Genomic DNA, 24954 nt, shown 5'->3' with positions numbered 1-24954 from the left:
ACTTCTCAGCGTTCTCTGCGGGCTGTTTCTTTGCGAACTCTGCGGTAAAGGCTGTTAAAAAATACAGTAACCGCAGAGAGCGCGGAGATTTACGCAGAGAACCGCAGAGGAATTGAGATAGGTGCATTTTGTCGTACACCCATAAAAATCCCGCACATAATTTACCCCGTTGGATAAAAACAAATATCCTACGGGGTTTATCTGCCGGGTTATGCGTATGTTTGTAGGAACAAAGGCGCAACCTTTAACAGTAACTTTGTATCTTGACAATAAATCAAATACAATGAAAAAACTTTTTCTCATCTCGACAGCAGTTCTCGCGCTGACCGTTGCGCAGGGGCAGATAGCCGTAACTTTAACGGGGACAAGTCCTACTTGCGCAGGACAATGTGATGGAACTGCAACTGTAGTTCCTACTGGTGGTACTCCGCCTTTTTATTATATGTGGAGTCCTACCGGACAAACAACCCAGACGATTACAGGCCTTTGCGCAGGAACATATTCAGTTACCGTAACAGACGCCAATAGTGCGACTGCAACAGGAACAATTACTCTTACTCAACCAATCGTATTAAATGTATTTGTTTCAAGTATAAGTGCGAGTTGTAATGGTTGTTGCGATGGTTCTGCAATAGGAATTGTAAGTGGCGGAACTGCGCCTTATACTTACCAATGGTTTCCTAATGGTGCAACAACTGCCAACGCTACCGGATTATGTGCTGGCAACTATACTTTATGCGTTACAGACGCAAACGGATGTTATACCTGTGTTATTGCGACAATCACTCAACCCCTACTCGGACTGCCTGAACTAAATTCTTCGATAAGTTTTTCTATTTATCCAAACCCTTTTTCCACCCAAACAACTTTGCAGATTGACCCCGCCCAAAACGGGGCAGGCAATCTTTTACACAACGCAACCCTCACGGTTTACAATTGTTTCGGGCAGACAGTAAAACAATATAACAATATAACAGGTAATTCATTTACTTTCTTCCGCGACAATCTTCCAAGCGGGTTGTATTTTATTCGGCTTTCAACTCCCTCTCCCAGCGGGGGAGGGACACAGGGAGGGGGCGAGGTCACAGGCAAACTTGTAATCACGGATTGAGGCGCAGAAACTCAAACCCTTTTTCTCCAAAGTGTTCCAACACCTTCGGCAACACATAAAATAGTTTTTCCTTTGCCTTCACGCTGTCATGAAAAACAATGATGGAACCTTCGCGGGTATTGCTGAGCACATTCTTCAGGCATTTTTCTTTTGAAGTTTTTTCGTCAAAGTCACCGCTTAACACATCCCACATAACTACTGAGTACTGAGTACTGAGTAGTGAGTATTGAGACAACTTCATTCTGCCGTAGGGGGGACGGAACAATATATGCGAATGTGCGGATGAGGAAATGTGCGGATTGGTTTTCATCTGCACATCTGCATATCTGCCAATTTGCACATTGCATTTTTCAATATTCTCCAAATACTCTTTCGTCTTCGTTTTCCATCCGTTCAAATGATTGTAAGTATGATTGCCGATTGAATGTCCTTCAGAAATTATCTGCCGGAAAACTTCAGGATGCTTTTCAATGTTGGCTCCTATGCAGAAGAAAGTTGCTTTGGCATGGTGTTCTTTCAGAATAGCAAGCACTTGCGGAGTTACTTCAGGGATGGGTCCGTCATCAAACGTGAGAAAGATTGAGCCCCTCCCCGTCCCTCCCCGAAGGGAAGGGAGTTGCACACGCCATAAAGCAGACGGATATATTTTTCTTACCAACAGGTTTGGACGGGTGAAATACATGAGTAATGTTTTGCCCTAAATCCCTAAAGGAAATAAAGTCCCAAGTTCCAAATTCCAAATTCCAAGTCCCAAGAAATACAACATCGGCTGTTCCTTGGAATTTGGAATTTGGTTCTTGATGCTTTGGACTTCAACTTGGTGCTTGATACTTGGGATTTTCATTTTCTCCCTTTAGGGATGGGCTACTTATTTATGCATCGGCATTCCCTGTGGCTGCTGTGGCGGGGTAATAAAGCTTTCATACTTTTTGAATCTTGCTTCCAACTCTTTTGCCAGAGCATCTGCCCCAAAGCGGTGCGCATCAGAAATCAATTGCTGCATCATTTCAAGGCGGTCATCCAAATACGCCTGAAGCGCGCCTTGCTCTTTCTTGCGGACAGAAATTGCGTACTCGGTATCTCCTTCAACAATGTCGAAAAAGCGTTTTGAAATTCTTATCGCATCTTCTTTTCCATCCGCCATGTAAAATGCCTGAATCAAATAGTATGTATAAGTAATCGGGTCATAGTAATAAGGAACGTTTCTTTCAGGCAGCACTTCTTCTTCTTTCTTCAGCACTTTCAGCGCGGCTTCTTTCTTTCCTTCCTGAATCAATGACATGGCAAGCGTTCTCATCTGCATTCTCATGGTGAGCGCCATGCGCATGTTGTTTTCATCCATCCACACTTCATCTTTATCAAGCCCGCCCCATTTCGCTTTGTTCATCAGGTTGTCATACATGATGTCGGTGGCAACTCTTGGCTGCCCACCCTGTGGAGAGTAAGGAACCAGATGGTAGGCAAGACCTTCTATCTGAAAATTCTTTTCGAGCCCGACAAATGCATCGGGACCAACTGTGACTGCAAAATAAACAGGGCGCGTCCAGTTGTTTGCCGCGAGAATGTCAAGCACGAGCAAATCATTTTTCATGATGTAGCTTTTTTTGCCCATGTCCCAGTCTATATAAGGAAGAATTTTCGGTTGAGTATTTTTAGCGAATGCATTCGTGTCGTTTGCGGCAATTTCTTTTTGGGCAGGATTGTCCGGAATATGCTGAAGAGTTTTCACAAAGTTGGCTGAATCAACTTTCAGGCGAAACTTGGTAGTAGGCAGATAGTTTATAGGAGTTGAGCCCCATGAAATTTTCGCCCGCTGGTCTTCGCTTCCCATGAAGTTCACCATTTCTTTCAAATCAAGAAACTCATCTTTCACTTCCTCGCGCGGACGGATGGGAACAAAATCACGGTTGCCTTGCGCGTATTTGCTTTGGTCAAGAAGAAGAGGAATAACATCCGAATCATATTGCTTTCTTCTCAACTGGTCAATGTACCAATCGGTGTTGGCGAGAGAAAGATTGATGACGCGCACATCGGTGCGGATGCCTTCCACTTCCTGCACATACCAGAGCGGGAAAGTATCGTTGTCGCCATTCGTAAAGAGGATGGCGTTCTGCGCACAGGAGTTCAGGTAGTCTGCGGCAAAATCTCTGCAGGTATATCTTCTTGCGCGGCTGTGGTCATTCCATCCTTCTTTTGCCATGAGAAATGGAACAGCGAGAAAACAAATGGCTGTTGTAAGTATCGCGCGCACCTTTTCGTTCGTCATTTTCTTTCCGAGAAATTCCCAGATAGCGGCAACTCCCATTCCAATCCAAATGGCAAACGCATAGGTGGAACCTGCATACGCATAATCACGCTCGCGTGGCTGATACGGATATTGGTTCAGGTAAATTACAATAGCGAATCCGGCAAGAAGGAACATCAGCATCACCACCCACCAGTTTTCTTTGTCGCGCTTGTAGTGATAGAGCAACCCGATCAATCCGAGCAAAAGAGGAAGGCAATAAAATTTATTGTTGGCTTTGCTTTGCGTAACGCTTTCCGGAAGTTTATCCTGCGGACCCAGGCGCCACTCATCCAGAAAAGGAATGCCGCTGATCCAGTTTCCTTCAATGCGGCTGGTAGATTCAATGCCGTGCCCCTGCACATCGTTTTGCCTTCCGGCATAATTCCACATGAAGTAGCGCAGAAACATATGGCTCATTTGGTATTTGAAAAAGTAAGTAAGATTTTCTCCAAAGGTGGGCTTGATTAACGTTTCGTATTCTCCTGAACCCGGGTTTCTCACTTTGATGGGAGTTCCTTTTATGTCTGCCCACGATTGATAGGCGCGCTCGTGGCTTCCCTGCTGGCTCCACATACGCGGAAAGAAAGTGCAGAAGCGCTTATCATAATTCGGAATCTGGTCTTTGCGGTCATCGGCAATCACATATTTTCCCGCTTTGTCATCGCGCACATAAATAGGTTTGCCATCCACATAGTGAGGAGTGGGATCGTTTTTATCCACGCTGTACATGGGTTCTGCCGCTGGGTCATCATCGTTTCCATAGTAAAGAGGCGCGTTGTAATATTGTCCGTAAAGAATGGGCCAGTCGCCATACTGTTCGCGGTTCAGGTAAGAGAGAAGAGATATGGCGTTCTCAGGATTGTTTTCGTCAATGGGAGTGTTTGCTTTGGAACGGATGATGAGAATGAAGAAAGAAGAATAACCGATAAGCAGGGCGGTGAAACATAGCACAGCCGTATTCCACAAAACTTTTTTTCTTTTTGCGGTAAACCGGAGCGCCCATACTATTGCACCGATAAGCACTACGAAATAAAAAATGGTGCCCGAGTTGAACGGCATTCCCATTGTGTTTACGAAGAAGAGTTCAAATTTTGCCGAGAGAGAAACAACGCCAGGAATAATTACGCTTTGCACAATTCCCAGAAGAGCAACAGAAACAATTCCCGCTATAATAAATCCTTTTTTTGTGACTTTATATTTTTTGAAATAGTAAACAAAACAAAGAACCGGAATCACCAGTATGCCGAGCAGGTGAACTCCGATGGCGAGTCCGAGCAGAAAGAAGACGAGAATAATCCACCGGTCAGCGCGCGGCTGGTCGGCAACCTGCTCCCATTTGAGCACAGCCCAGAAAATTATAGCAGTGAAAAATGCCGACATCGCGTACACTTCGCCTTCCACTGCCGAAAACCAGAACGATTCTGAAAAGCAATAGGCGAGTGCGCCAACTATTCCGCTTCCGAGAATGGCGAATATTTTTCCTTCGGTAAGTTCAGCGCCACCGCGCGTAATCATCTTTTTAATGAAGTAGGTGATAGACCAGAACAAAAACAAAATAGTGCCCGCACTGCAAAGCCCCGATAATCCATTCACCATCATGGCTACTTTGCTGGTGTCGCCAAACGCAAGAAGAGATGCAATTCTGCCGAGCATGATGAAAAGAGGCGCGCCTGGCGGGTGACCCACTTCTAATTTATAAGAGCAGGCAATGTATTCACCGCAATCCCAAAAACTGGCTGTGGGCTCAATCGTAGAAAGGTAAACAAACGCTGAAGCGATGAAAACAAGCCAGCCGGCAATATTGTTAAACTTCTGATATTTTTGTTCCACAGGCGAGGAATTTAGGATTCTCAGAATTAGGATTTCAGATTCCTGATTCCTGATTCTGAAAATCCTTAATAATTTGTTGGCGAATGTATGAAATATTTCACCCTCATAATTGCATTAACAATCTTTAACAATCAGTAATATTTTTATTTTTGCGTCCCATTGACCCATGGTGTAATTGGCAACACGACTGATTTTGGTTCAGTAGAGTCCAGGTTCGAGCCCTGGTGGGTCAACAACAGAAAATCCCGCACCCCCGAAAACATTCGGGATTAAGTGCGGGATTTTCTGTTGGTCTCGTCACAACAAGAATATCTTCAGAAATAAATTGTGCAAAAGATTGGCTCGTTATTAAAAATGATTGCACCGATAAATCTTTATGTTTGAGCAATTATTTTTCTATGAATCGATTTCTATTTTTTTGTTTTTCCCTTTTGACTTTTAACTTTGGTCTTTTGCCTTGTTTTTCACAGCCCGTTATCACTTACTGGAATAACGATTCCATTCATAAGAAATCAGAGGAGGATTTTAAAAACGGTGTACAGCACGGAAAGTTTACGCAATGGTACAAGGATGGCAAACTTGCCAAGGAAGGAAACTACAACATGGGATTGGAAGAGGGCGTTTGGAAAGCGTGGCATCCGAACGGGCAATTGCAGAGCCAGGAGAATTATGAGAAAGGGAAAAAAGAAGGAAAAGTTTCTTACTGGTATGAGAAGGGAAAATCCGCTCAGACAGGATATTACAAACAAAATCTTCCGGATAGTTTCTGGCTGGGATGGTTTGAAAACGCGAAGAAGAAAAGTGTGGAAAACTTTCGTGTGGTCGAATCGAAAAACAACTGGCTCAGCATCAGGCACGGAACCTTTCAATATTATTATTCAAACGGCAACAAGCAGAGTGAAGGATATTTTCAGTTTGACAAGGAAGAAGGAACTTTTACTCAGTACTTTGACAACGGTAAAAAAATGTTTGAAGGCGAATACAAAAACGGAAAGCGAGAAGGCAAATGGATGTATTATTACAAGAACGGTAATACCAAAGAAGAAAGAAAATATATTTCAAATAATGATTTCCTTGTGATGAATTTCTATACAGAGGATGGAAAACAGCAAGTAAAAGATGGAAACGGACTTTACATTTTTTATGATGTGCAAAACACAAAACTCAGAGAGGGCAATTTAAAAGACGGAAAAGAAAATGGTGAATGGTTTCTCTGGAGCCGAGATGGATGGAAAGAGCATCTCATAACTTTCTCCAATGGAAAAAAAGAAGGCAAGTGCGTTAATTATTTTCAAAGCGGAAAAACAAAAAGCGAAAGCGCTTATTCAAATGACAAAAAGAACGGCTACTGGAAATTTTATCGCGAAAACGGAAGTATTGAAATGGAAGGAACTCTGAAAGATGATTTGCAAAACGGAAAATGGATTTATTGGCACGACAACGGAAATAAAGAAGCAGAAGGCTACTACAAAAAGGATAAACAGGATAGTTTGTGGCAATACTGGTATTACAAAGGAGCAATATGGAAAAAAGGATTTTATAAGGACGGAAAGAAAAACGGTCACTGGGAATTTTATTATAAGGGCGGACAACAAATGGAAAGGGGGAAATTTATTGACGATAAGCAAGACAGTTTGTGGACTTCCTGGTTTGAAAACGGACAGAAAAAAGATGAAGGAAGTTTCAGCAATGGCGCGATGAACGGAAAGTGGATCGGTTGGTTTGATAATGGAATAAAAAATTATGAAGGTGAATACAAAGACAGCTTGAAGACAGGATTCTGGACCAACTGGTTTAAGAATGAAAAAATATATCAGCAGGGCAATTACCAGAAAGGATTGAAAGAAGGTGATTGGAAATTTTTCTATGATACAGGACTTTTAGAAAATGAAGGCAATTTTGTGGGCGGTGAGAAAGATGGCAAGTGGACTTACTATTATGAAACAGGCGCGAAGTATATGGAGGAAAACCACAAATTCGGAAAACTGGCTGGAGAAATAAAAACATGGGCGATGGATGGAAAGATTATCAGCGTTGGGCATTATGCCATTTCCCGCCCCAGCGAAAAAACAGAATGGATTAGTTTAAAGCATGGTGATTGGATTTTTTACGATGCAAAAGAAAATGTAATCCGAAAGGAAACCTATAAGAGCGGAGTAAAGCAGTAATTTTTTTTCCTTTTGTGTAGCTTGCGGGTATGTATATTTGCTTTTAATGAAACTTCCGATTTATCTCGATTATAACTCCACTACTCCGGTAGATCATCGTGTGCTGGAAGCAATGCTTCCGTACTTTACAGAAAAATTTGGAAATGCTGCGAGCAAAACACATTCTTTCGGATGGATTGCAGAAGCCGCAGTTGAAAAAGCGAGAGAACATGCCGCAAAACTCATTCATGCAACTGCGCATGAAATAATTTTTACTTCAGGAGCAACCGAAGCAATCAATTTCGCCATCAAAGGAGTTTTTGAAAATCATTCTTCCAAAGGAAATCACATCATCACCGTTTCCACCGAGCACAAAGCAGTTTTGGATACTTGCAAATACCTTGAAACAAAAGGTGCGCAGGTAACTTACCTGCCGGTTGACAGAGAAGGATTAATTAACCTTGATCAGCTTCGCGAAAGCATTACAGACAAAACCATTCTTGTTTGCGTGATGGTTGCGAACAATGAAACAGGAGTGATTCAGCCGATAAATGAGATTTCGAAAATTGTTCATGAGAAGGGAAGCATCTTCATGAGTGATGCAACGCAGGCAGTGGGGAAAATTAATGTGGATGTGGAAAGCGATGGGATTGATTTACTTTGTCTCTCAGCACACAAATTCTATGGACCAAAAGGAATCGGGGTTTTGTATGTGAGAAGAAAAAATCCCCGTGTGAGTTTACCTCCGCTCATTCACGGAGGCGGGCACGAGCGCGGATTAAGAAGCGGAACATTGAATGTTCCTGCTATTGTCGGATTAGGAAAAGCTTGCGAACTCGCGGAAAAAGAAATGTGGAATGACGCGCAACGGATTTCTGCTCTCAGAACCCTACTTGAACAGCATTTTCTTGGCTTAAAAAACGTTTTTGTAAACGGAAGCATCAAAAACCGCCTGCCAAATGTCACTAATCTTTTTTTTCAAAATGTGAAAGCCGATTCTCTCATCGCAAAACTTCCTGAGGTTGCTGTATCAGCTGGTTCTGCCTGTTCTTCCGAAATTCCTGAACCATCGTATGTTTTGAAAGCGATGGGAATCCCCGATGAAATGGCGTATTCATCCATCCGTTTCTCACTCGGAAAATTCACAACGAAAGAAGAAATAGATTTTGTTTGTGGAAAGATGAAAGAGAAAATAAAAGAGCTGAGGCGATAATTACTTTCCGAGCAACTTCTGATAATCATCGGCTGACAAAAGCATATTTATGTCAGCAAGATTTGAAACAGAAATTTTAATCAGCCATCCTTCACCGTAGGGGTCTTTGTTTACCAATTCAGGATTAGTATCAATTTTAGAATTGAGCTCCATTACTTTTCCACCAATCGGCATGAATAAATCAGAAACTGTTTTCACGGCCTCAATCGTACCAAACACGGCTTCTTTATCGAGCGTATCGCCTCGCGTGCCTATGTCAACAAATACGATGTCGCCCAGTTCTCCCTGTGCAAATTCGGTGATTCCGATATAAGCATCATTGCCTTCCACGCGAATCCATTCGTGATCCTTGGAATATTTCAGGTTGGATGGAAAATTCATAAAATGATTTTTATAGACTGCAAATATATAATTAGTTTTATTTCTTACTTTTTTAATTCCTTCAGCATTTTTGCAGTTCCGACAAACTCCGCAACTTCCTTATTATCCGAATGAAGAATATCCTTGCTGCTTCCTTCCCACCACTTTTGCCCTTTGTAAATAAAAATTACTTTATCGCCAATGTTCATCACTGAATTCATATCGTGTGTGTTCACGATGGTAGTGATGTTGAACTCCTGAGTGATTTCCTTTATCAGATCATCAATCACAACCGAGGTGAGTGGGTCTAATCCTGAATTGGGTTCATCGCAGAAAAGATATTTTGGACTCAAGGCGATAGCGCGCGCAATGCCCACGCGTTTTTTCATTCCTCCGCTGAGTTCAGAAGGAAAAAGTTTGTTGGCATTTTCAAGATTTACTCTTTTGAGACAGAAATTTACACGTTCCAGTTTTTCTTCTTCGGTCATATTAGTAAACATGGAAAGCGGGAAGCCCACATTTTCTTCTGCCGAAAGAGAATCAAAAAGAGCAGCACCCTGGAAAAGCATTCCCATTTCCTTTCGGATTTCTTTCCGCTGTTTGATTTTCATTTCTGAAAAATTTCTGCCATCATAAAAAACAGCACCGCTGTCTACTTCCTCTAAGCCTACAATGCATTTCATCAGCACGGTTTTTCCGTGGCCGCTTTCTCCTATGACTAGCGTGGTTTTCCCTTTCTCCGCGACAAGCGAAACATTTTTCAGAACCTGTTTCTGCCCAAATGATTTTGATATGTTTCGTACTTCAATCACGCCAGTAATAATTGAGTGAGAATGAAATTGAAAAGCAAAATCAGCAGGGAACTGTACACAACAGCCGTGGTGCTTGATTTGCCTACTTCTAAAGCTCCGCCTTTTGTAAAATAGCCATGATAGGCAGGAACGGAAGAGATGATGAATGCAAACACTACCGTTTTGATCAATGCGTAAATCACATTATAAATTCTGAAATCATATTGAATGCCATAAATGTATTCGTAAGGAGTAACAACATTTGTCAGCGTTCCAAACAACCATCCACCGATAATTCCTGTAAACATGCTGAGGACAATCAAAAATGGATTAATAAAAACTGCTGCAATTATTTTTGGAAGAATAAGATGTGATGCTGAATTAACGCCCATGATTTCAAGCGCATCAATTTGCTCAGACACACGCATGGTACCTATTTCAGAAGCGATGTTTGAACCGACTTTTCCTGCCAGAATCAGACTTACCAGCGTGGGCGCAAATTCAAGTATAACAGAATCTCTTGTGGTTATTCCAACTGCATAAAGCGGAATCCACGGGCTTTCAAAACCGAATGCTGCCTGAATGGTGATTACCGCTCCCATAAAAAGAGAAATAATCAATACGATGGGAATGGAGCTGACACCCAGCCGGTCAATTTCTTCAAAAATCCTTTTTCGGAAAACATGATTTTTTTCAGGTCGGTTAAATGACCTGATTACAAGCGTATAATACCTGCCGATATGAAAAAATATGTTTGAAATGAATGTAAGCATTTGTCTCTGCGAAAATAGGGAATAAATATACAGGCGAATCGTTGTATCTTTGTACTGCAATGTTAAAACGATTTTTTATACTGATTATTATCTGCATTCTCCTGTCTGGTTGTTATCTTTTTCGTCCGAAAAATAAATGCGCGGATTGTCCTTCATGGAAAAAACAGAAAGGACATGCTAATACAAATTCGTCATTTATCATTCGTCACTCGTAATTTAAGAATACCCTCTTTTAGGTAGCAAGAAGCAAATGCATTCATTAACTTTGTTTTGCTATGAAAAACGGTATTCCTCATACCCTCGCTGAACTTCGTTTGGGAGAAAAAGCAATCATTGATTCGTTTACGGATAAAGAAGTTTCGGTCAAATTGCTTGAGATGGGATGTCTGCCCGGAGAAGTTGTAGAACTGAAAAACATAGCGCCACTTGGAGACCCCATTGCAATCTTTGTGAGCGGTTACACGCTTGGACTTCGCAAATCAGAAGCTGCATCGGTCATTATCAGGCAAATAGAATAGCCATAACAGATTTTATTTCCCTTGGAAAAAGAAAAAAAAATAAAAATCGCATTGATTGGAAATCCTAATTGCGGAAAGTCCACACTTTTCAATATTCTAACCGGATTAAATCAAAGCACAGCAAATTTTCCGGGTGCAACGGTTGACAGGAAAACAGGAGTTGGCAAAATCAAAAATGTTTCGGTTGAGTTCACTGATTTGCCCGGTGCATATAGTTTGAACCCGAAATCGTATGATGAAAAAATTGCAGTTGAAATCCTGCATGACAAAAATAATTCAGATTATCCTGACCTCACTCTTTGTGTCGCTGATGCTTCAAATCTCAAGCGAAGTCTATTTCTTGCCACGCAAATCATTGATCTCAGAATTCCTGTTGTGATTGTGTTCAATATGATGGATATAGTTGAGAAAAGGGGAATGGAAATAGATGTGGATGCGCTTTCTCAAAAACTTGGCGTGAAAGTGATTCCTATAAGTGCGCGCAAAGAAACAGGGATTGATACCTTGAAGCTGGCAATTGTTTCACTGGTTGAAATTCCGAATCAGAAAATACTATCGGATGAAATTCTTGCTGGAAAAACAGACGAGCAAATAACCATTGAGCGTTACCGCGTCATCACAGAAATTGTTAAGGGTTCCATTAAATTCAAAGACCGGCAAGAGGAAGAAATATTTTCATCGCGAACCGATAAAATTCTTACGCATAAAATCTGGGGTTACGCCATTTTTCTTTTTGTTTTGTTTTTGATTTTTGAATCTGTGTTTGTTATTGCCGCCTATCCCATGCAGTGGATAGAAACGCTTTTTATTTTTTTCTCCAAGTGGGGAGCCGAGCATTTACCCAAAGGAGAATTTTCTGATTTGCTTGTAAACGGAATTTTTTCCGGCTTGAGCGGCATTGCTGTTTTTATTCCGCAGATTGCTCTTTTGTTTTTCTTCATAGCCATTCTTGAAGATACTGGCTATATGGCACGCGTTAGTTTCATTATGGATAAAATCATGCGCAAATTCGGATTGAACGGTCGCTCGGTTATTCCTCTTCTGAGCGGAGTTGCCTGTGCTGTTCCGGCAATTATGGGCACGCGCACTATCAGCAACTGGAAGGAACGATTAATCACTATCATGGTTACTCCTCTGATGAGCTGCTCCGCCCGGTTGCCTGTTTACACTCTTTTGATTGCGCTTGTTATTCCGTCCCAAAAAATGTTTGGATTTTTTAATATGCAGGGCGTGGTGATGATGGCGCTGTATCTCATCGGATTTCTTGCAGCAATCAGTTCAGCATTTGTAATGAAGTATATAATCAAATCAACGGAGCGCAGTTATTTTATCATGGAACTTCCGACTTATCGCTCTCCACGCTGGAAAAATGTCATGCTTTTGATTATTGACAGAGTCAAAGTTTTTTTGTTTGATGCAGGAAAGATAATCATCGCTATTTCCATCCTGCTTTGGTTTCTGGCTTCGCATGCTCCTGGAAATAAATTTGAAGAAATAGACAAACAATATGCATCGTATCCTCAACCCTGGCCTTATGAAAAAGTAACACAAACACAGATAGCTGCTGAAAAACTCGAAGCATCTTATGCAGGCATTCTCGGAAAATTTATTGAACCAACTATCAAACCTCTTGGCTTTGACTGGAAGGTTGGAATTGCCCTCGTTACTTCTTTTGCTGCGCGGGAGGTTTTTGTTGGAACTATGGCGACTATTTACAGTACGGGAGACGGCAACAACGGACTTTCAATCAGAGAGAAGATGTCTGCCGAAATAAACCCCGAAACAGAAAAACCGAGATATAGTTTCGCAGTAGGAATTTCGCTGATGCTGTTTTATGCTTTCGCCATGCAGTGCATGAGCACGCTGGCTGTTGTTTACCGCGAAACAAAAAAATGGAAATGGCCTGTCATTCAATTCATTTATATGAGTATTCTTGCTTACCTCGCGAGTTTTACTGCATACCATTTTTTCAAGTAAGATATCTCGGAGTATTTTTGCAGTTGCAACCCTGATTTTGTCGAAGGGATTTTTTTCTTATGAACCAAGTAGACCGAAATAAATCCATCCTTAAAAAATATATTCCTGAAAAATCTATTGACACGATTACGGAATGGATTTACAAATACAATTTCAAATTAAAGGTTAAGAAATCCCGCAGTTCAAAAGAAGGCGATTACATGCCTCCGCATAACGGCAAGAATCACACCATCACCATCAATCACGACCTGAACAAGTATGCGTTTCTTGTCACGCTCATTCATGAAGTTGCACATCTTGTTACATGGGAGAAATATAAAGAGAGAGTGAATCCGCATGGCAAAGAGTGGAAATCAGAATACAGTAATCTTCTGAATTATTTTTTGCGGAACGATAAATTACAGAACGAAGAAGAAAAACTATTTCCAAAAGAAATCTTTTTAGCTCTTCACAAACATACGATGAGTCCTTCAGCGGCAAGTTGTTCAGATTTGCACTTATCGCGTGTGCTGAAAAATTTTGATGCTGATTCTGAAACAGTATACCTTGAAAAAATCTCTGCCGGCTCTTCTTTCAGGATTATTTCATCAGGAAGAAAACAGTCAAAGGATACATTCATCAAGGGAGAAAAAAGACGGACCCGCTTTAAATGCATTCACACCCGAACGAAACGCGAATACCTGATTCACGCGTTATGTAAAGTGGAACTGTCAGGATTTTCATAGGAGAAATATAAACTTCTGTTTGGGATTAATTCCTATTTTAGCAGCATCAATAAAAAACACTTTATGAACGTTGCAACTACTCCCGTTTCAAAGGAACTTATCATTTCTGATATCGCTGAAAACATCATCGGCTCTGAGATTCTCAAACTTGCCTGGGAAGTAAACGATAAAATTAAAAAAGGAGAAAAGATTTATAACCTGACAATTGGTGATTTTAATCCCAAAATTTTCCCTATTCCTGCAGAATTGAAGAGAGAAATTATTGCTGCTTATGAAAATGGCGAAACTAATTATCCGCCTGCTGAAGGTGTTCCTGAATTGCGAAATGCGGTCTGCCATTTTCTGAATCGCCTTCAGGGGTTTGATTTTAAACCTGAGAATATTATCATTGCCTGTGGAGCACGCCCTGTGATTTATTCCATATACAAAACCATTCTTGATCCGGGCGATACAGTAATTTTTCCTGTGCCATCATGGAATAACAATCACTATGTTCATCTTTCCTCTGCAAAACCTGTCCTTATTGAAACATCGGTTGAAAATTATTTCATGCCTTCAGCTGTTGATCTTAAAAAGCATATAAAGAATGCAACATTGATTTCGCTATGCTCACCCTTGAACCCAACGGGTACAACTTTTTCTAAAGAAACGCTTGCTGAGATTTGCGATTTGATTTTAGAAGAGAATGCCAGACGAGAAAACGGACAGAAACCTCTCTACCTGATGTACGACCAGATTTACTGGACACTCACTTTCGGGAATACAAAACATTATGACCCTGTTTCGCTCCGACCGGAAATGAAAGATTACACCATTTTTGTTGACGGGATTTCAAAAGCATTTGCTGCAACAGGAGTACGTGTAGGGTGGGGAATGGGTCCGAAAAAAATTGTGGATAAAATGAAATCTATGCTCGGACATATTGGAGCATGGGCTCCGCGTCCTGAGCAAATGGCAACTGCGCGTTACCTGATGAATGATTCAGCCGTTGACGGCTATCTTTCAGATATCAGAAAAAAAGTGAATGACCGCTTGGTTGGATTTCACAAAGGATTTCAGAGTTTGAAGAATGAAGGATTTAAGGTCGATTCTATTGCTCCTCAAGCGGCAATTTATCTCACCGTCCAGTTTTCTTTGCACGGACAAAAAACTTCTGACGGAAAAATTCTTTCCACAACAAAAGATGTCACAAAATATATTCTTGACGAGGCAAAAGTTGCCCTGGTTCCTTTCTATGCATTTGGCGCTTCGGAAGAATCAAGCTGGTATCGCCTGTCTGTGGGAACTTGCAGGCTGGAAGATGTGGACGGCATCATCATGAATCTTCGCAATGCACTTAATAAACTGACACAGCCATTCTGAACTTGTTTCAGAATCATTTTTTAGTTTAGAAAAATGCCAATGAAAAATAATTACTGCGTGATAATGGCTGGCGGAATCGGAAGCCGTTTCTGGCCTATGAGCCGCACCGCGCATCCCAAGCAGTTTATAGATATTCTTGGAATCGGCAGAACTCTTTTGCAAGCCACCTTTGACCGATTTCTTTCCATTTGCCCGAAGGAAAATATTTTTATTGTGACGAACGATGCATACAAAAGCCTGGTGATGGAGCAATTGCCGGAACTCAAGATTGAAAATCTTCTTTGCGAACCTGCCAGAAAAAACACAGCGCCTTGCATCGCTTACGCTTCCTACAAAATTTATTCTCAGAACAAAAAAGCAAATCTTATTGTCGCGCCTTCCGATCATCTTATTCTGAAAGAACAAACATTTGCCAAAGCGGTAAAATCCTGTTTTAGAAAATCCAAATCGGAAGATTGCCTGATTACGCTTGGCATCCGACCCACCCGGCCTGATACCGGCTATGGCTATATTCAATTCATTGAATCACCCGTAAAAGAAAAGGACAGACGAATTAAAAAAGTCAAAACATTTACGGAGAAGCCTGATGCTGAGATGGCAAAGTTTTTTTTGCAGAGCGGAGATTTTTTATGGAATGCCGGAATTTTTGTATGGTCAGCAAAAAGTATTGTGAAAGCATACCAGAAACTTCTTCCGGAAATGGCAAATGTGTTTTCTTCTGTGAAATATAATTCTTCAAAAGAAGAGGAGGGAATAAAAAAAGTATATGCTGAATGCAAAAATATTTCTGTTGATTATGGAATTCTGGAAAAAGCTGATAATGTTTATGTGCGTTCTTCGCTTATTGGCTGGAGCGATTTGGGAACCTACGGCTCGCTTTATAACCATATCAAAAAAGATGATGACGATAATGCAATTGTTGGGAAAAATGTAATGATGTATGGAAGTAAAAATTGCATTGTGAATATTTCAAAAGATAAATTGGTGGTGGTGGAAGGGCTGAAAGATTATATTATTGTGGAATCAGACGACATCATTCTCATCTGCAAAAAGCAGGACGAGCAGCGCATCCGCGATTTTGTAAATGATGTTAAATCTAAAAAAGGGGAGCGGTTTGTTTAACCCTTTGTTCGTCAACTGACGATTGTGCGGGGTTTAATCAACCAGTATCAGTTTGCCAGTTGCGAAAATTTTTTCGTCAGAAGTTATTTTGTAGAAATAAACTCCGCTCATCAGATTTCCTCTTTCAAGTTTTACGTTTCGGGTTTCGAATTTCGAGTGTAAAACCAATCTGCCAAAAATATCATAGAGTTTTATACTCTGGTGTTTAAATGTATACCCCTGAATCGAAATCATGGTTTCTGTTGTGAACGGATTTGGACTGATAACCACAGAAACATTTCCTCCCGAGAATTCATTTATTCCCAAACACGGACTGACATAAACCGTATCGTACACAGTGATAGAACAAGAATCGCTGTTATAATAGGTATAAGCAATAAAATGTATTCCGTTTGAAACACTATCAGCTAAAAATGATCCTCCGTACACTCCGTTTCCTGAATAAATTCCGCCAGCAGGTAATCCGCCTGAAAGAAGAATTGAATCATCGTGGCAGAAAGTATCCACCGGGAAATTCAGCGTTACTGTTGGAAGAGAATCCACATAAACTGTTTTAATAACAGTATCTACGCACCCATTTGAATTATTAACAATCAGCGAAATAGTTTGTGTGCCGCTTGATAGAAATGTATAGGAAGTATTTCCTTTTGTGGTATCATCCGTAATTCCATCGTTGTTAAAATCCCAGCCATATGTATAATTTGCGCTAGTGTCAAGATTCGTGCTGAGGTCGGTAAAAGTGGTAGGGTTATTCAGGCACACAGTGTCGGAAGTGAAATCAGGCACAGGAATGAAATTACAAATCACAAAAGACTGCCAGTCATACAAACTCCATACATTCATTGTATCGCGTACGCGCAAAAATAAACTGTGAAACCCAGTTGTAAGAGGTGCAGAGGGAAGAGTATCAGTTAAAAAAATGCTGTCGGCAGGAGAAAAATTTGCTATAGCAATTCCGTTTCCTACTCCGGGGTCAGTATCATAAAAATATTCTGCTGACTCAATGGGATAAGACGCGGGGACTGATTGAGCAATTGTATCATATAAATAAAAATTAGTTCCTTCATATAAGCTCCAGACAGCGTTCGTATCCATTACTCTTGCAAATAAATTGTGAAAGCCGGGCAACAGTCCTGTTGTGGGAACAATAACCGTATCAAGCGTTGAGTCACCGGGGGCAATCGTGATCGTGATTCCATTGTTGACTCCCGGGTCGGCACTAAAAAAATATTCTGAAGAATCAATGGAAGCAGATGCGGTCATAGCAGTATCGTATATAAAAATAAGTCCTCCCTCATATAAACTCCATACGTTATTAGTGTCCTTCACCCGGAAGAAAACGAAATGAAATCCGGAATTTAAACCATTTGTATTTACATAGAGAGAATCAGTTAATGAATCTCCTGCTGTAATCGAAATCGACATTCCATTTCCTGTGCCAGGATCTGCATCAAAAAAATATTCGGCAGAATCAATGGTTTGAGCAGAACAAAATCCGGAATTCAGAATCCAGAATCCCAGAGTAAAAAGAAATATGTAAACTGTTTTTTTCAATGCAGAAAAATGATTCACTAAAAATTAATTTTGTTTCTTAGCTTTAATGATAACATGCAAACTGTCTCCTGCAGGAATCATAGGATTCAGAATGGAAACTAATTTCATCTGAGGAATAGCTGGGCTTCCCGTCATATCCACAAAAGGCATGGCACCACCATAAATTCCCAGGTCAGTTCCATCTGTGCCGGCATTTTTCCCTGGCGATGTCGCCTGTAAGGAAAAATCGTAGCTATAACTGAATGAAGTAGAAGCGACATTTGTATACAGAGGATTCTGAGCAAGTATATTTCCGCTGCCTGAATTTGTTCCGAAAGGAATAGTATCGTAGGCAGTTTGATAGGTGATATTATTGTTGAATGTATTAGTGTTCACGTTGGCTCCCTTGGGAGACGAGCCGCTGAAAATATTATTTGCAATGAGCGCGTTGCTTAACGTAGTGAAGCAGGTCAGAGGCGAAGTGCCGAAGAAAATATTATTAGCAATAAGCACAGAAGGTTGATTGGATGTAACAATGCTTGCGTTATTGAAAATATTGTTTCGGATGATGACGTTTGAATTATTGCTGACGGTTACAGAAGAGGAGTTAATGATGTTGTTTTCAATTGTCCAGCCTTTTCCTGTAATTATGATTTTTGAGCCACCCGAGATAAAATAATTTCTACTCACGAAAATATTTTTTGTTCCTCCTGAACCTCCAAAACCCGAAACACGGTTCAGTTTAAATCCGATGATTTTTGTGCCGGACGCTCCAGAAATTCCGTTTATTGTATCCAGCAGAATGATTCCTATTTCAGAGATAAGATTATTTGTTTTATTCGGGTTGTGACCTGTTCCCAAAAGAGTTAACTGTTTTTTTATGGATACGTTGCTATAACTGGTTGCGGAACCGTGTACATAAATACTATCGCCTGCGGAAGCAGAATCAATTGCCGTTTGCAGGCTGGTGTATTGCCCGGGGCTGTTGGAATTGTTGTTGACGGTGAGCACTCCTGCTTTTGAAAAAAAAGCTAATGCACAAGCAACTGTAAGGGTGGAAATCTTTTTCATGTATGTGAATGATTAATGAAGAACACAAATGTAATTTTTTTTATCTTTGGGTAAAATGAATTAGCCACAAAAATCTCAATAAATATGAAAACAACAATTTTATCACTGTCAGCATTGACGGTTGCATTTTTTACCTTCAATTCAAATGCATTTGCTCAGAAAAAAGCCAAGGACAAAGTTCTGGCGAATAAAACGTATACTGTTGATATGACCGAAACAACTGCCAAGAAAGCAGGTAAAACCGAAACAGATGAAATAAGTTTTAAAAGTGAAAAACTGAATTCAAAGTTTATGACTTCGCAAAACCATTTCCCTGCAGCAACGTACACTGTTTCGGTAGATTCTTCTTCCGAAAGTATGGATATTAGTTTTCAGTCAGATGGAAAAAGTCCTGATGGAGAAGAAATTAAATGGGAGGGAACAGTTACTGACAAAGACATTGAGGGAACAGCTATAATTTCCAAAAAAGGAAAAACGAAAAAAGAATATTCTTTTACAGGAACATTAAAAGAGAAACCAGTAAAGGCGAAGTAATTACTTTAAGCTTCCCGTCATATCTTCAGGCCTTACCCACTGGTCAAATTGCTCTGCACTAACTAATCCGAGCTCAATTGCTGCTTGTTTCAATGTTTTATTTTCCTTGTGTGCTTTCTTGGCAATCTTAGCAGCATTCTCATAGCCAATATGCGTGTTCAGCGCAGTAACAAGCATCAGGGAATTATCCAAATGTTTCTTGATGATTTCCATGTTAGGTTTAATTCCAACAGCGCAATTTTTTTCAAATGAAACGCTGGCATCGCCAATCAAGCGAGCTGATTGCAAAACATTTGCCGCAATAACAGGTTTGAAAACATTCAGTTCAAAATGTCCGTTCATGCCTCCTATTGAAACCGCCACGTCATTTCCTATCACCTGAGCGCAGACCATTGTCATGGCTTCGGGCTGAGTGGGATTTACTTTTCCGGGCATGATGGATGAGCCGGGTTCGTTATCCGGAATAATTAATTCTCCTATTCCGCTTCTTGGCCCTGAAGAAAGAATGCGAATATCATTTGCGATTTTCATCAATGATACTGCTGAACGTTTCAATGCGCCACTCAATTCAACCATCGCATCGTGTGCGGCAAGTGCTTCAAATTTATTAGGAGCTGTAACAAAAGGAAGTCCGGTAAACTCAGCGATTTTTTTTGCAACCAGAACATCGTAACCCTTAGGTGTGTTCATTCCCGTTCCCACTGCTGTTCCTCCAAGTGCAAGTTCACGCACCATTTCCAGAGCGCATTTAATCGCACGGATGCTGTTTGCCATCTGTTGTGTATACCCTGAAAATTCCTGCCCGAGTGTGAGCGGAGTGGCATCCATGAAGTGAGTTCTTCCGGTCTTTACAATATTTTTGAACTCATCCGATTTTTTCTTCAGCGTGTCATGCAGAAGTTGCATGCCGGGAAGAGTGATGTCATGTACTTGCTTGTAAGCGGCAATGTGCATGGCAGTCGGATATGTGTCGTTAGAAGATTGAGATTTATTCACATCATCATTCGGATGCAAAACTTTTTTCTCATCCGTAAGTTTTCCTCCAGAAAGAACATGCGCACGGTAAGCAATCACTTCGTTGGCATTCATGTTGCTTTGTGTGCCGCTTCCCGTCTGCCAAATCACAAGAGGAAACTGCTCGTCCAATTTTCCGGCAAGAATTTCATCGCACACTTTGGATATTAAATCTCGTTTTTCTTGTGAAAGAACTTTCAATTCAAAGTTTGCATGAGCGGCAGCTTTTTTCAGATACGCAAACGCATAAATGATTTCTTTTGGCATACTCGCCTCGGGACCAATTTTAAAATTATTTCTTGAGCGCTCTGTCTGCGCGCCCCAGTATTTATCGGCTGGCACTTTCACCTCGCCCATCGTGTCGTGTTCGGTTCGGAAATCCATAGTTACTCAGATTAGAAATTGATAATAATATTTGTATAAATTGTATTGCACTAATTTAGTATGCAATAATATGAAATAGCAGATTATAAATTACTGATTACACTCACAATTTTCTTCAAATAATTTTTTCTTTTCTCCTCACCCACAAACGGCACAGACCAGAACTGAACTATTTTGCATTTGAAAATATTGAAACAGAAACTAAGGAAACCAAGGATGAAACGATACTTCACCGCGTTCACATAAATAGTTTTTACAGGAAAAGCCGGTGCGCCATGTGTGATGAATGCGGTTACGCGTTTATCAGTCAAATGACGGATGGGCATTCCGTACACTCCGAAAAGATGTTTATAATGGTAAGCAAATCCCACAGTAAAAACTTTATCGCAGAAACCTTCCAGTATTGCAGGTGCGCGAAACCACCACACAGGAAAAATAAAAATGATATTGGTTGCTTTCTTAATCATTTTCTGAAACTCAATCGTCTGCTCAGAAATTTTTCCCTTCAGCTCTTCCAGTGAAAGCACAGGATTGTAATTGATTCCGTAAAGGTCAATGACTTTGTAAGGAATATTTTTTCTCGCAAGTGTACTCATCACCTGCTTCAGCATCGCATAGTTGAAACTTTTTGAATCGGGGTGCGCGTAAATAATTAAATACATTGTTATTCTTAGTCATTGGTCATTAGTCACTGGTTATTGGCTGTTGCTAATGACTATTTTATTTTTTCCCCACCACCAGTTCAATCATCTCTTCTTTTTTCAGATACTTGTTGGCAAGTTCCATGATTTTTTCAGGAGTGATGGTGCGGATGGTTTCGATGAAGGTGTTGTAATAATCGTAGTCGAGCCCGCTGAAATAAATGCCTTTGAAACGGTCGGCAAGCGCAAAGGGTCCGTCAATGCTTCGGAGAAAAGCTCCGAGCATATAATTGCGCACCAACGCCAGCTCGCTTTCAGAAACTTTTTCGGTTTGCATCCGGCTGAGTTCAAAATAAATTTCTTTGATGGCATCTTTGGTTACTTCCGCTCCTACTTCGGTGGAGATGGTGAAATACCCCGCGTGACTGAACGACACCACCGCAGAACCGATTCCGTAAGTATATCCCTTGTCTTCGCGGATGTTCGCCATCAATCTTGAACCAAAGTATCCGCCAAAAATAGTATTCACCACCTGCATGGCGCAATAATCAGGATGCGGTTTTGTGAAAAGCATTTTGCCGATTCGGATAGCAGATTGAAGTGCGTCTTTTTTTTCTTCAAGGAAAGAGCCGCCTGAAGCCCCACCTAAATCCTCCCCATTAGGGAGGACTTTCACGCGTGAAGCCCCCTCTAATGGAGGGGGTTGGGGGAGGCAGCCGAAGTATTTCTCAATAAGTTTGAGCGTGGAATCCGTCACATTTCCGGCAGCTACTATGATGGTACCTTTTGCAGTATAAGTTTTCTTATAGAAATTATAGGCATCTTCTTTTTTCAGTTTGTCGAAATCATCTTCCATTACATTGTGCCCGTAAGGGTGGTCATTGCCAAAGAGAAGTTCAGCGAATTTTTTACGGGAAACAAAACTTACCTTTTTATTATTGACGATGAAAGATTGTCTTTTGTTCTGCAAATAAATATCCCATTCATCTTGCGGGAAAACAGAATCAGAAATCAGTTCTTCAATGACAGACAACACATGAGGCAAATGCTTGTTCAGAGAATGAACTCCCACTACCGCAAAGTCATGAGTGATTTCTGTATGCAGAAACGCTCCATAGTAATCCAACATCTCAGAAATTTCTTTTGCACTGCGTTTGGAAGTTCCTTCATTCAGCATGGTGCTTGCCGCAGAACCCACCAGCGGATAGGTCTGATGCCACATTCCCGCAGGAAAAAGCAATTCAATCTTTACCAGATCCTGCGTGCCGGCTTTGATATGATAAACGGGGATTCCATTTTTCAGCTTGGTCTCTGAAGCGCGGAGAAGGTCAATCTTCTTTATCTGATTTACCTGCGGGCTTTTGTTTCGGTCTACTACTTCCATAGGTTATCAATTATTTTTCGCCAGATAATACAACGTTGAACAATTCTCCTTTCTGAATATCTGTTTTGCCTGCTGCTGAATCTGTTCGGTGGTGACTGCAAGATATTTTTCGGCTTCGTGATTTGCCAGTTCGGCATCGCCAAACAATTCTGATACAGCAAGGTTGAGCGCTTTGTTCATGATGTTCATCTCGGAAAATTCCAGCGTGGCTTCTACCTTGTTCTGCACCTTCTGCAATTCTTTTTCCTGCACTTTCTCCTTTTTCAGTTTCTCCAACTCTTCGGCTATTGCTTTTTCGGCATCTTCCATTTTCACTCCGTTCAAAAGCTTTCCGCTTATCACAAACATTCCTTTGTCAAAACTGTCATCCGCATAGGCGCTGAGTTCGGAAAACATTTTCTTGTTCTTCACGAGTTGGTTGTACAGGCGCGAAGAACTTCCATCCGAGAGAATATCAGAAAGCAGATCCACGGTGTAATATTCCTTGTCCTTGCGTGAACACATGTGGTAGGTTTGATAAAGCGCATTGAATGGAACTTCGCGCTCCGCAGTGAGCGAACGGAATTCTTTTTGTTCAGGTTCCGCAGGCAGGTTGCGTTTGTTTTCAGGTCCTCGGGGAATAACACCAAACCATTTTTCAGAAAGTCGTTTCACCTCTTCCAGCGAAGTATTGCCTGACAAAACCATAATGGCATTGTTCGGGCAATAAAATTTTTTAAAGAACGCGCGTACATCTTCCATCTTCGCTTCTGCTATGTGAGAAATATCTTTCCCTATCGTATCCCACAAATACGGATGCACTTTATACACCATCGGGCGAAGGAGCAACCAGATGTCTCCGTATGGCTGGTTCAGGTATCTCTGCTTGAATTCTTCTATCACCACATTGCGCTGAACCTCTAAACTTTTTTCGGAGAACGCGAGCGACAACATACGGTCGCTCTCCAGCCAGAAAGCCGTTTCAAGATTTGCCGTGGGAAGGGTGAGATAATAATTAGTAATGTCATTCGAAGTAAAAGCGTTGTTTTCTCCTCCTACTCTTTGCAATGGTTCATCATAACTGGGAATGTTCACGCTTCCGCCAAACATCAGATGCTCGAACAAATGCGCGAAACCCGTGCGGCTGGAATCTTCATCTCGCGCGCCCACATCATACAAAATATTCATGCACACGAGAGGTGTGGAACGGTCTTCGTGATAAATAACGCGAAGCCCGTTAGCGAGAGTGAATTTTTGAAAATGTAAACTCATAGGAACAAATGTCGCATAAATCAATTAACTTTGAACAAGAATTTTTGAGCCATGTCGTTTGCAGATGATATAAAAAATGTTTTCTCCCGAAGCGGAAGCGGGCTGACGAGGATTATCCTCATCAACGTAATTGTTTTTTTAATCGTCAATATTATTGACGCGCTGATAAAATTCAATGGAGGCGGGCTTTCACTTACTTACTGGCTGGCAATTCCCGGAAATGTTTCTCTTGCTCTCACGCACGCGTGGACGTGCCTCACATATATGTTTCTGCACGAAGGACTGATGCACATTCTCTTCAACATGCTCTGGCTTTTCTGGATAGGAAAAATTTTTGTAGAGTATCTGGGAAGCAAGCGGTTGGTAGGAGTTTATTTGCTGGGAGGATTGAGTGGAGGAATTCTATACCTGCTCATGGCTGTGATTGCACCCTTGTATTTTTACAACACATTTTTACTTGGCGCTTCAGCAGGCGTAATGTCGGTGGTGATTGCTACTGCAGTGCTTCTTCCTGATTACGTAATTCAACTTATGTTCTTTGGACCTGTCCGCCTGAAATATCTCGCGCTTGTTTCATTCATTCTCACCAGCGTACTTGACATTTCACAAAACACAGGAGGAAAAATCGCGCACATTGGCGGAGCATTGTTTGGCGTTCTTTTCATACTTCAATATAAAAGCGGAAGAGACATTACAAAACCTGTTAGTGTTTTTTTAGATTGGATGCAATCTCTTTTCTTGGGAAGAACAAAAATAAAAGTAAGCTACCGAAGAAAACCAAGCGATGAAGATTACAACCAGAATCAACGGGCAAAGCAAGCAAAGATTGATGCGATACTTGACAAGATTTCGAAATCAGGATACGAAGCGCTGACGAAAGAAGAAAAAGATTTTTTGTTTAAGGCAAGCGGGCGGAACTAGCAGAT

General features: G+C 41.1%; 21 protein-coding genes and 1 tRNA gene. 11 read left to right on the top strand and 11 right to left on the bottom strand.

Annotated features, from left to right (window positions below):
• Positions 1-283: 283 nt before the first annotated feature.
• Complete coding sequence (locus HY841_08785) at positions 284-1111, top strand: T9SS type A sorting domain-containing protein (GenBank protein ID MBI4930842.1); 828 nt, start codon at positions 284-286, stop codon at positions 1109-1111.
• On the opposite strand, the gene HY841_08780 is transcribed toward HY841_08785, so the two are convergent.
• Together HY841_08780 and HY841_08775 are read right to left on the bottom strand one after the other, a co-directional pair.
• Positions 1101-1793, bottom strand: a complete 693-nt coding sequence (locus HY841_08780) for a polysaccharide deacetylase family protein (protein ID MBI4930841.1) — start codon at positions 1791-1793, stop codon at positions 1101-1103. The two genes, HY841_08785 and HY841_08780, sit on opposite strands and share 11 nt — an antisense overlap.
• Positions 1794-1979: 186 nt before the next feature.
• On the bottom strand, positions 1980-5228 hold the full coding sequence (locus HY841_08775) for a DUF2723 domain-containing protein (protein MBI4930840.1): 3249 nt from the start codon (positions 5226-5228) through the stop codon (positions 1980-1982).
• Positions 5229-5388: 160 nt separating this feature from the next.
• Here HY841_08775 and HY841_08770 point away from each other — a divergent pair.
• The 3 genes from HY841_08770 (at position 5389) to HY841_08760 (ending at position 8588) form a co-directional block, all read left to right on the top strand.
• Positions 5389-5461: transfer RNA gene (locus HY841_08770), tRNA-Gln, on the top strand.
• A gap of 165 nt (positions 5462-5626) precedes the next feature.
• On the top strand, positions 5627-7396 hold the full coding sequence (locus HY841_08765; GenBank protein ID MBI4930839.1) for a toxin-antitoxin system YwqK family antitoxin: 1770 nt from the start codon (positions 5627-5629) through the stop codon (positions 7394-7396).
• A gap of 46 nt (positions 7397-7442) precedes the next feature.
• Positions 7443-8588 (top strand): aminotransferase class V-fold PLP-dependent enzyme, encoded by a 1146-nt coding sequence (locus HY841_08760; GenBank protein MBI4930838.1) that lies wholly within the window; start codon positions 7443-7445, stop codon positions 8586-8588.
• Here the strand turns inward: HY841_08760 and gcvH are convergent, their stop codons facing one another.
• Genes gcvH through HY841_08745 form a run of 3 tightly spaced genes read right to left on the bottom strand, consistent with a single transcriptional unit; the run spans position 8589 to position 10512 of the window.
• Positions 8589-8969, bottom strand: a complete 381-nt coding sequence (gene gcvH / locus HY841_08755; protein ID MBI4930837.1) for a glycine cleavage system protein GcvH — start codon at positions 8967-8969, stop codon at positions 8589-8591.
• 44 nt (positions 8970-9013) lie between these two features.
• The gene (locus tag HY841_08750) at positions 9014-9760 is read right to left on the bottom strand and encodes an ATP-binding cassette domain-containing protein (protein MBI4930836.1); all 747 of its coding nucleotides are present in this window, start codon (positions 9758-9760) and stop codon (positions 9014-9016) included.
• The gene (locus HY841_08745; GenBank protein ID MBI4930835.1) at positions 9757-10512 is read right to left on the bottom strand and encodes an ABC transporter permease; all 756 of its coding nucleotides are present in this window, start codon (positions 10510-10512) and stop codon (positions 9757-9759) included. The genes HY841_08750 and HY841_08745 overlap by 4 nt, the downstream gene beginning before the upstream one ends.
• 275 nt (positions 10513-10787) lie before the next feature.
• Here HY841_08745 and HY841_08740 point away from each other — a divergent pair, with 275 nt between their 5' ends.
• From HY841_08740 to HY841_08720, 5 genes are all read left to right on the top strand, one after another.
• Complete coding sequence (locus tag HY841_08740) at positions 10788-11030, top strand: ferrous iron transport protein A (protein ID MBI4930834.1); 243 nt, start codon at positions 10788-10790, stop codon at positions 11028-11030.
• A gap of 39 nt (positions 11031-11069) precedes the next feature.
• Entirely contained in the window at positions 11070-13007 is a 1938-nt protein-coding gene (feoB, locus tag HY841_08735; GenBank protein MBI4930833.1) for a ferrous iron transport protein B, read from the top strand.
• A gap of 59 nt (positions 13008-13066) precedes the next feature.
• Positions 13067-13732, top strand: coding sequence for a SprT-like domain-containing protein (locus HY841_08730; GenBank protein MBI4930832.1), 666 nt, complete (start codon positions 13067-13069; stop codon positions 13730-13732).
• Between the two features lie 63 nt (positions 13733-13795).
• Positions 13796-15094, top strand: a complete 1299-nt coding sequence (locus HY841_08725; GenBank protein MBI4930831.1) for an aminotransferase class I/II-fold pyridoxal phosphate-dependent enzyme — start codon at positions 13796-13798, stop codon at positions 15092-15094.
• A 39-nt stretch (positions 15095-15133) separates the two neighbouring features.
• A complete protein-coding gene (locus HY841_08720; GenBank protein MBI4930830.1) occupies positions 15134-16216 on the top strand; it encodes a mannose-1-phosphate guanylyltransferase in 1083 nt (360 codons plus the stop codon).
• Positions 16217-16249: 33 nt separating this feature from the next.
• Here the strand turns inward: HY841_08720 and HY841_08715 are convergent, their stop codons facing one another.
• Positions 16250-17788: a T9SS type A sorting domain-containing protein gene (locus HY841_08715; protein MBI4930829.1), complete on the bottom strand. Its 1539-nt coding sequence runs from the start codon at positions 17786-17788 to the stop codon at positions 16250-16252.
• Between the two features lie 6 nt (positions 17789-17794).
• Positions 17795-18820 (bottom strand): hypothetical protein, encoded by a 1026-nt coding sequence (locus tag HY841_08710; protein ID MBI4930828.1) that lies wholly within the window; start codon positions 18818-18820, stop codon positions 17795-17797.
• Positions 18821-18904: 84 nt separating this feature from the next.
• Here HY841_08710 and HY841_08705 point away from each other — a divergent pair, with 84 nt between their 5' ends.
• A complete protein-coding gene (locus HY841_08705) occupies positions 18905-19354 on the top strand; it encodes a hypothetical protein (GenBank protein MBI4930827.1) in 450 nt (149 codons plus the stop codon).
• On the opposite strand, the gene fumC is transcribed toward HY841_08705, so the two are convergent.
• The 4 genes from fumC to HY841_08685 all read right to left on the bottom strand — a co-directional run bounded on the left by fumC (position 19355) and on the right by HY841_08685 (position 24028).
• Positions 19355-20752, bottom strand: a complete 1398-nt coding sequence (fumC, locus tag HY841_08700) for a class II fumarate hydratase (protein ID MBI4930826.1) — start codon at positions 20750-20752, stop codon at positions 19355-19357.
• An 83-nt stretch (positions 20753-20835) separates the two neighbouring features.
• Positions 20836-21414, bottom strand: a complete 579-nt coding sequence (locus HY841_08695) for an NAD(P)H-dependent oxidoreductase (protein ID MBI4930825.1) — start codon at positions 21412-21414, stop codon at positions 20836-20838.
• Between the two features lie 58 nt (positions 21415-21472).
• On the bottom strand, positions 21473-22777 hold the full coding sequence (locus HY841_08690; protein MBI4930824.1) for an insulinase family protein: 1305 nt from the start codon (positions 22775-22777) through the stop codon (positions 21473-21475).
• A 6-nt stretch (positions 22778-22783) separates the two neighbouring features.
• Positions 22784-24028, bottom strand: coding sequence for an insulinase family protein (locus HY841_08685; GenBank protein MBI4930823.1), 1245 nt, complete (start codon positions 24026-24028; stop codon positions 22784-22786).
• 51 nt (positions 24029-24079) lie between these two features.
• On the opposite strand from HY841_08685, the gene HY841_08680 reads away from it, so the two are divergent.
• Positions 24080-24949: a rhomboid family intramembrane serine protease gene (locus tag HY841_08680; protein ID MBI4930822.1), complete on the top strand. Its 870-nt coding sequence runs from the start codon at positions 24080-24082 to the stop codon at positions 24947-24949.
• The last annotated feature ends 5 nt before the right edge of the window (positions 24950-24954 follow it).

This window comes from Bacteroidota bacterium (assembly GCA_016213405.1).
Classification (GTDB): Bacteria; Bacteroidota; Bacteroidia; order Palsa-948; family Palsa-948; genus Palsa-948.
This window is presented reverse-complemented; position numbering and strand designations above follow the sequence as displayed.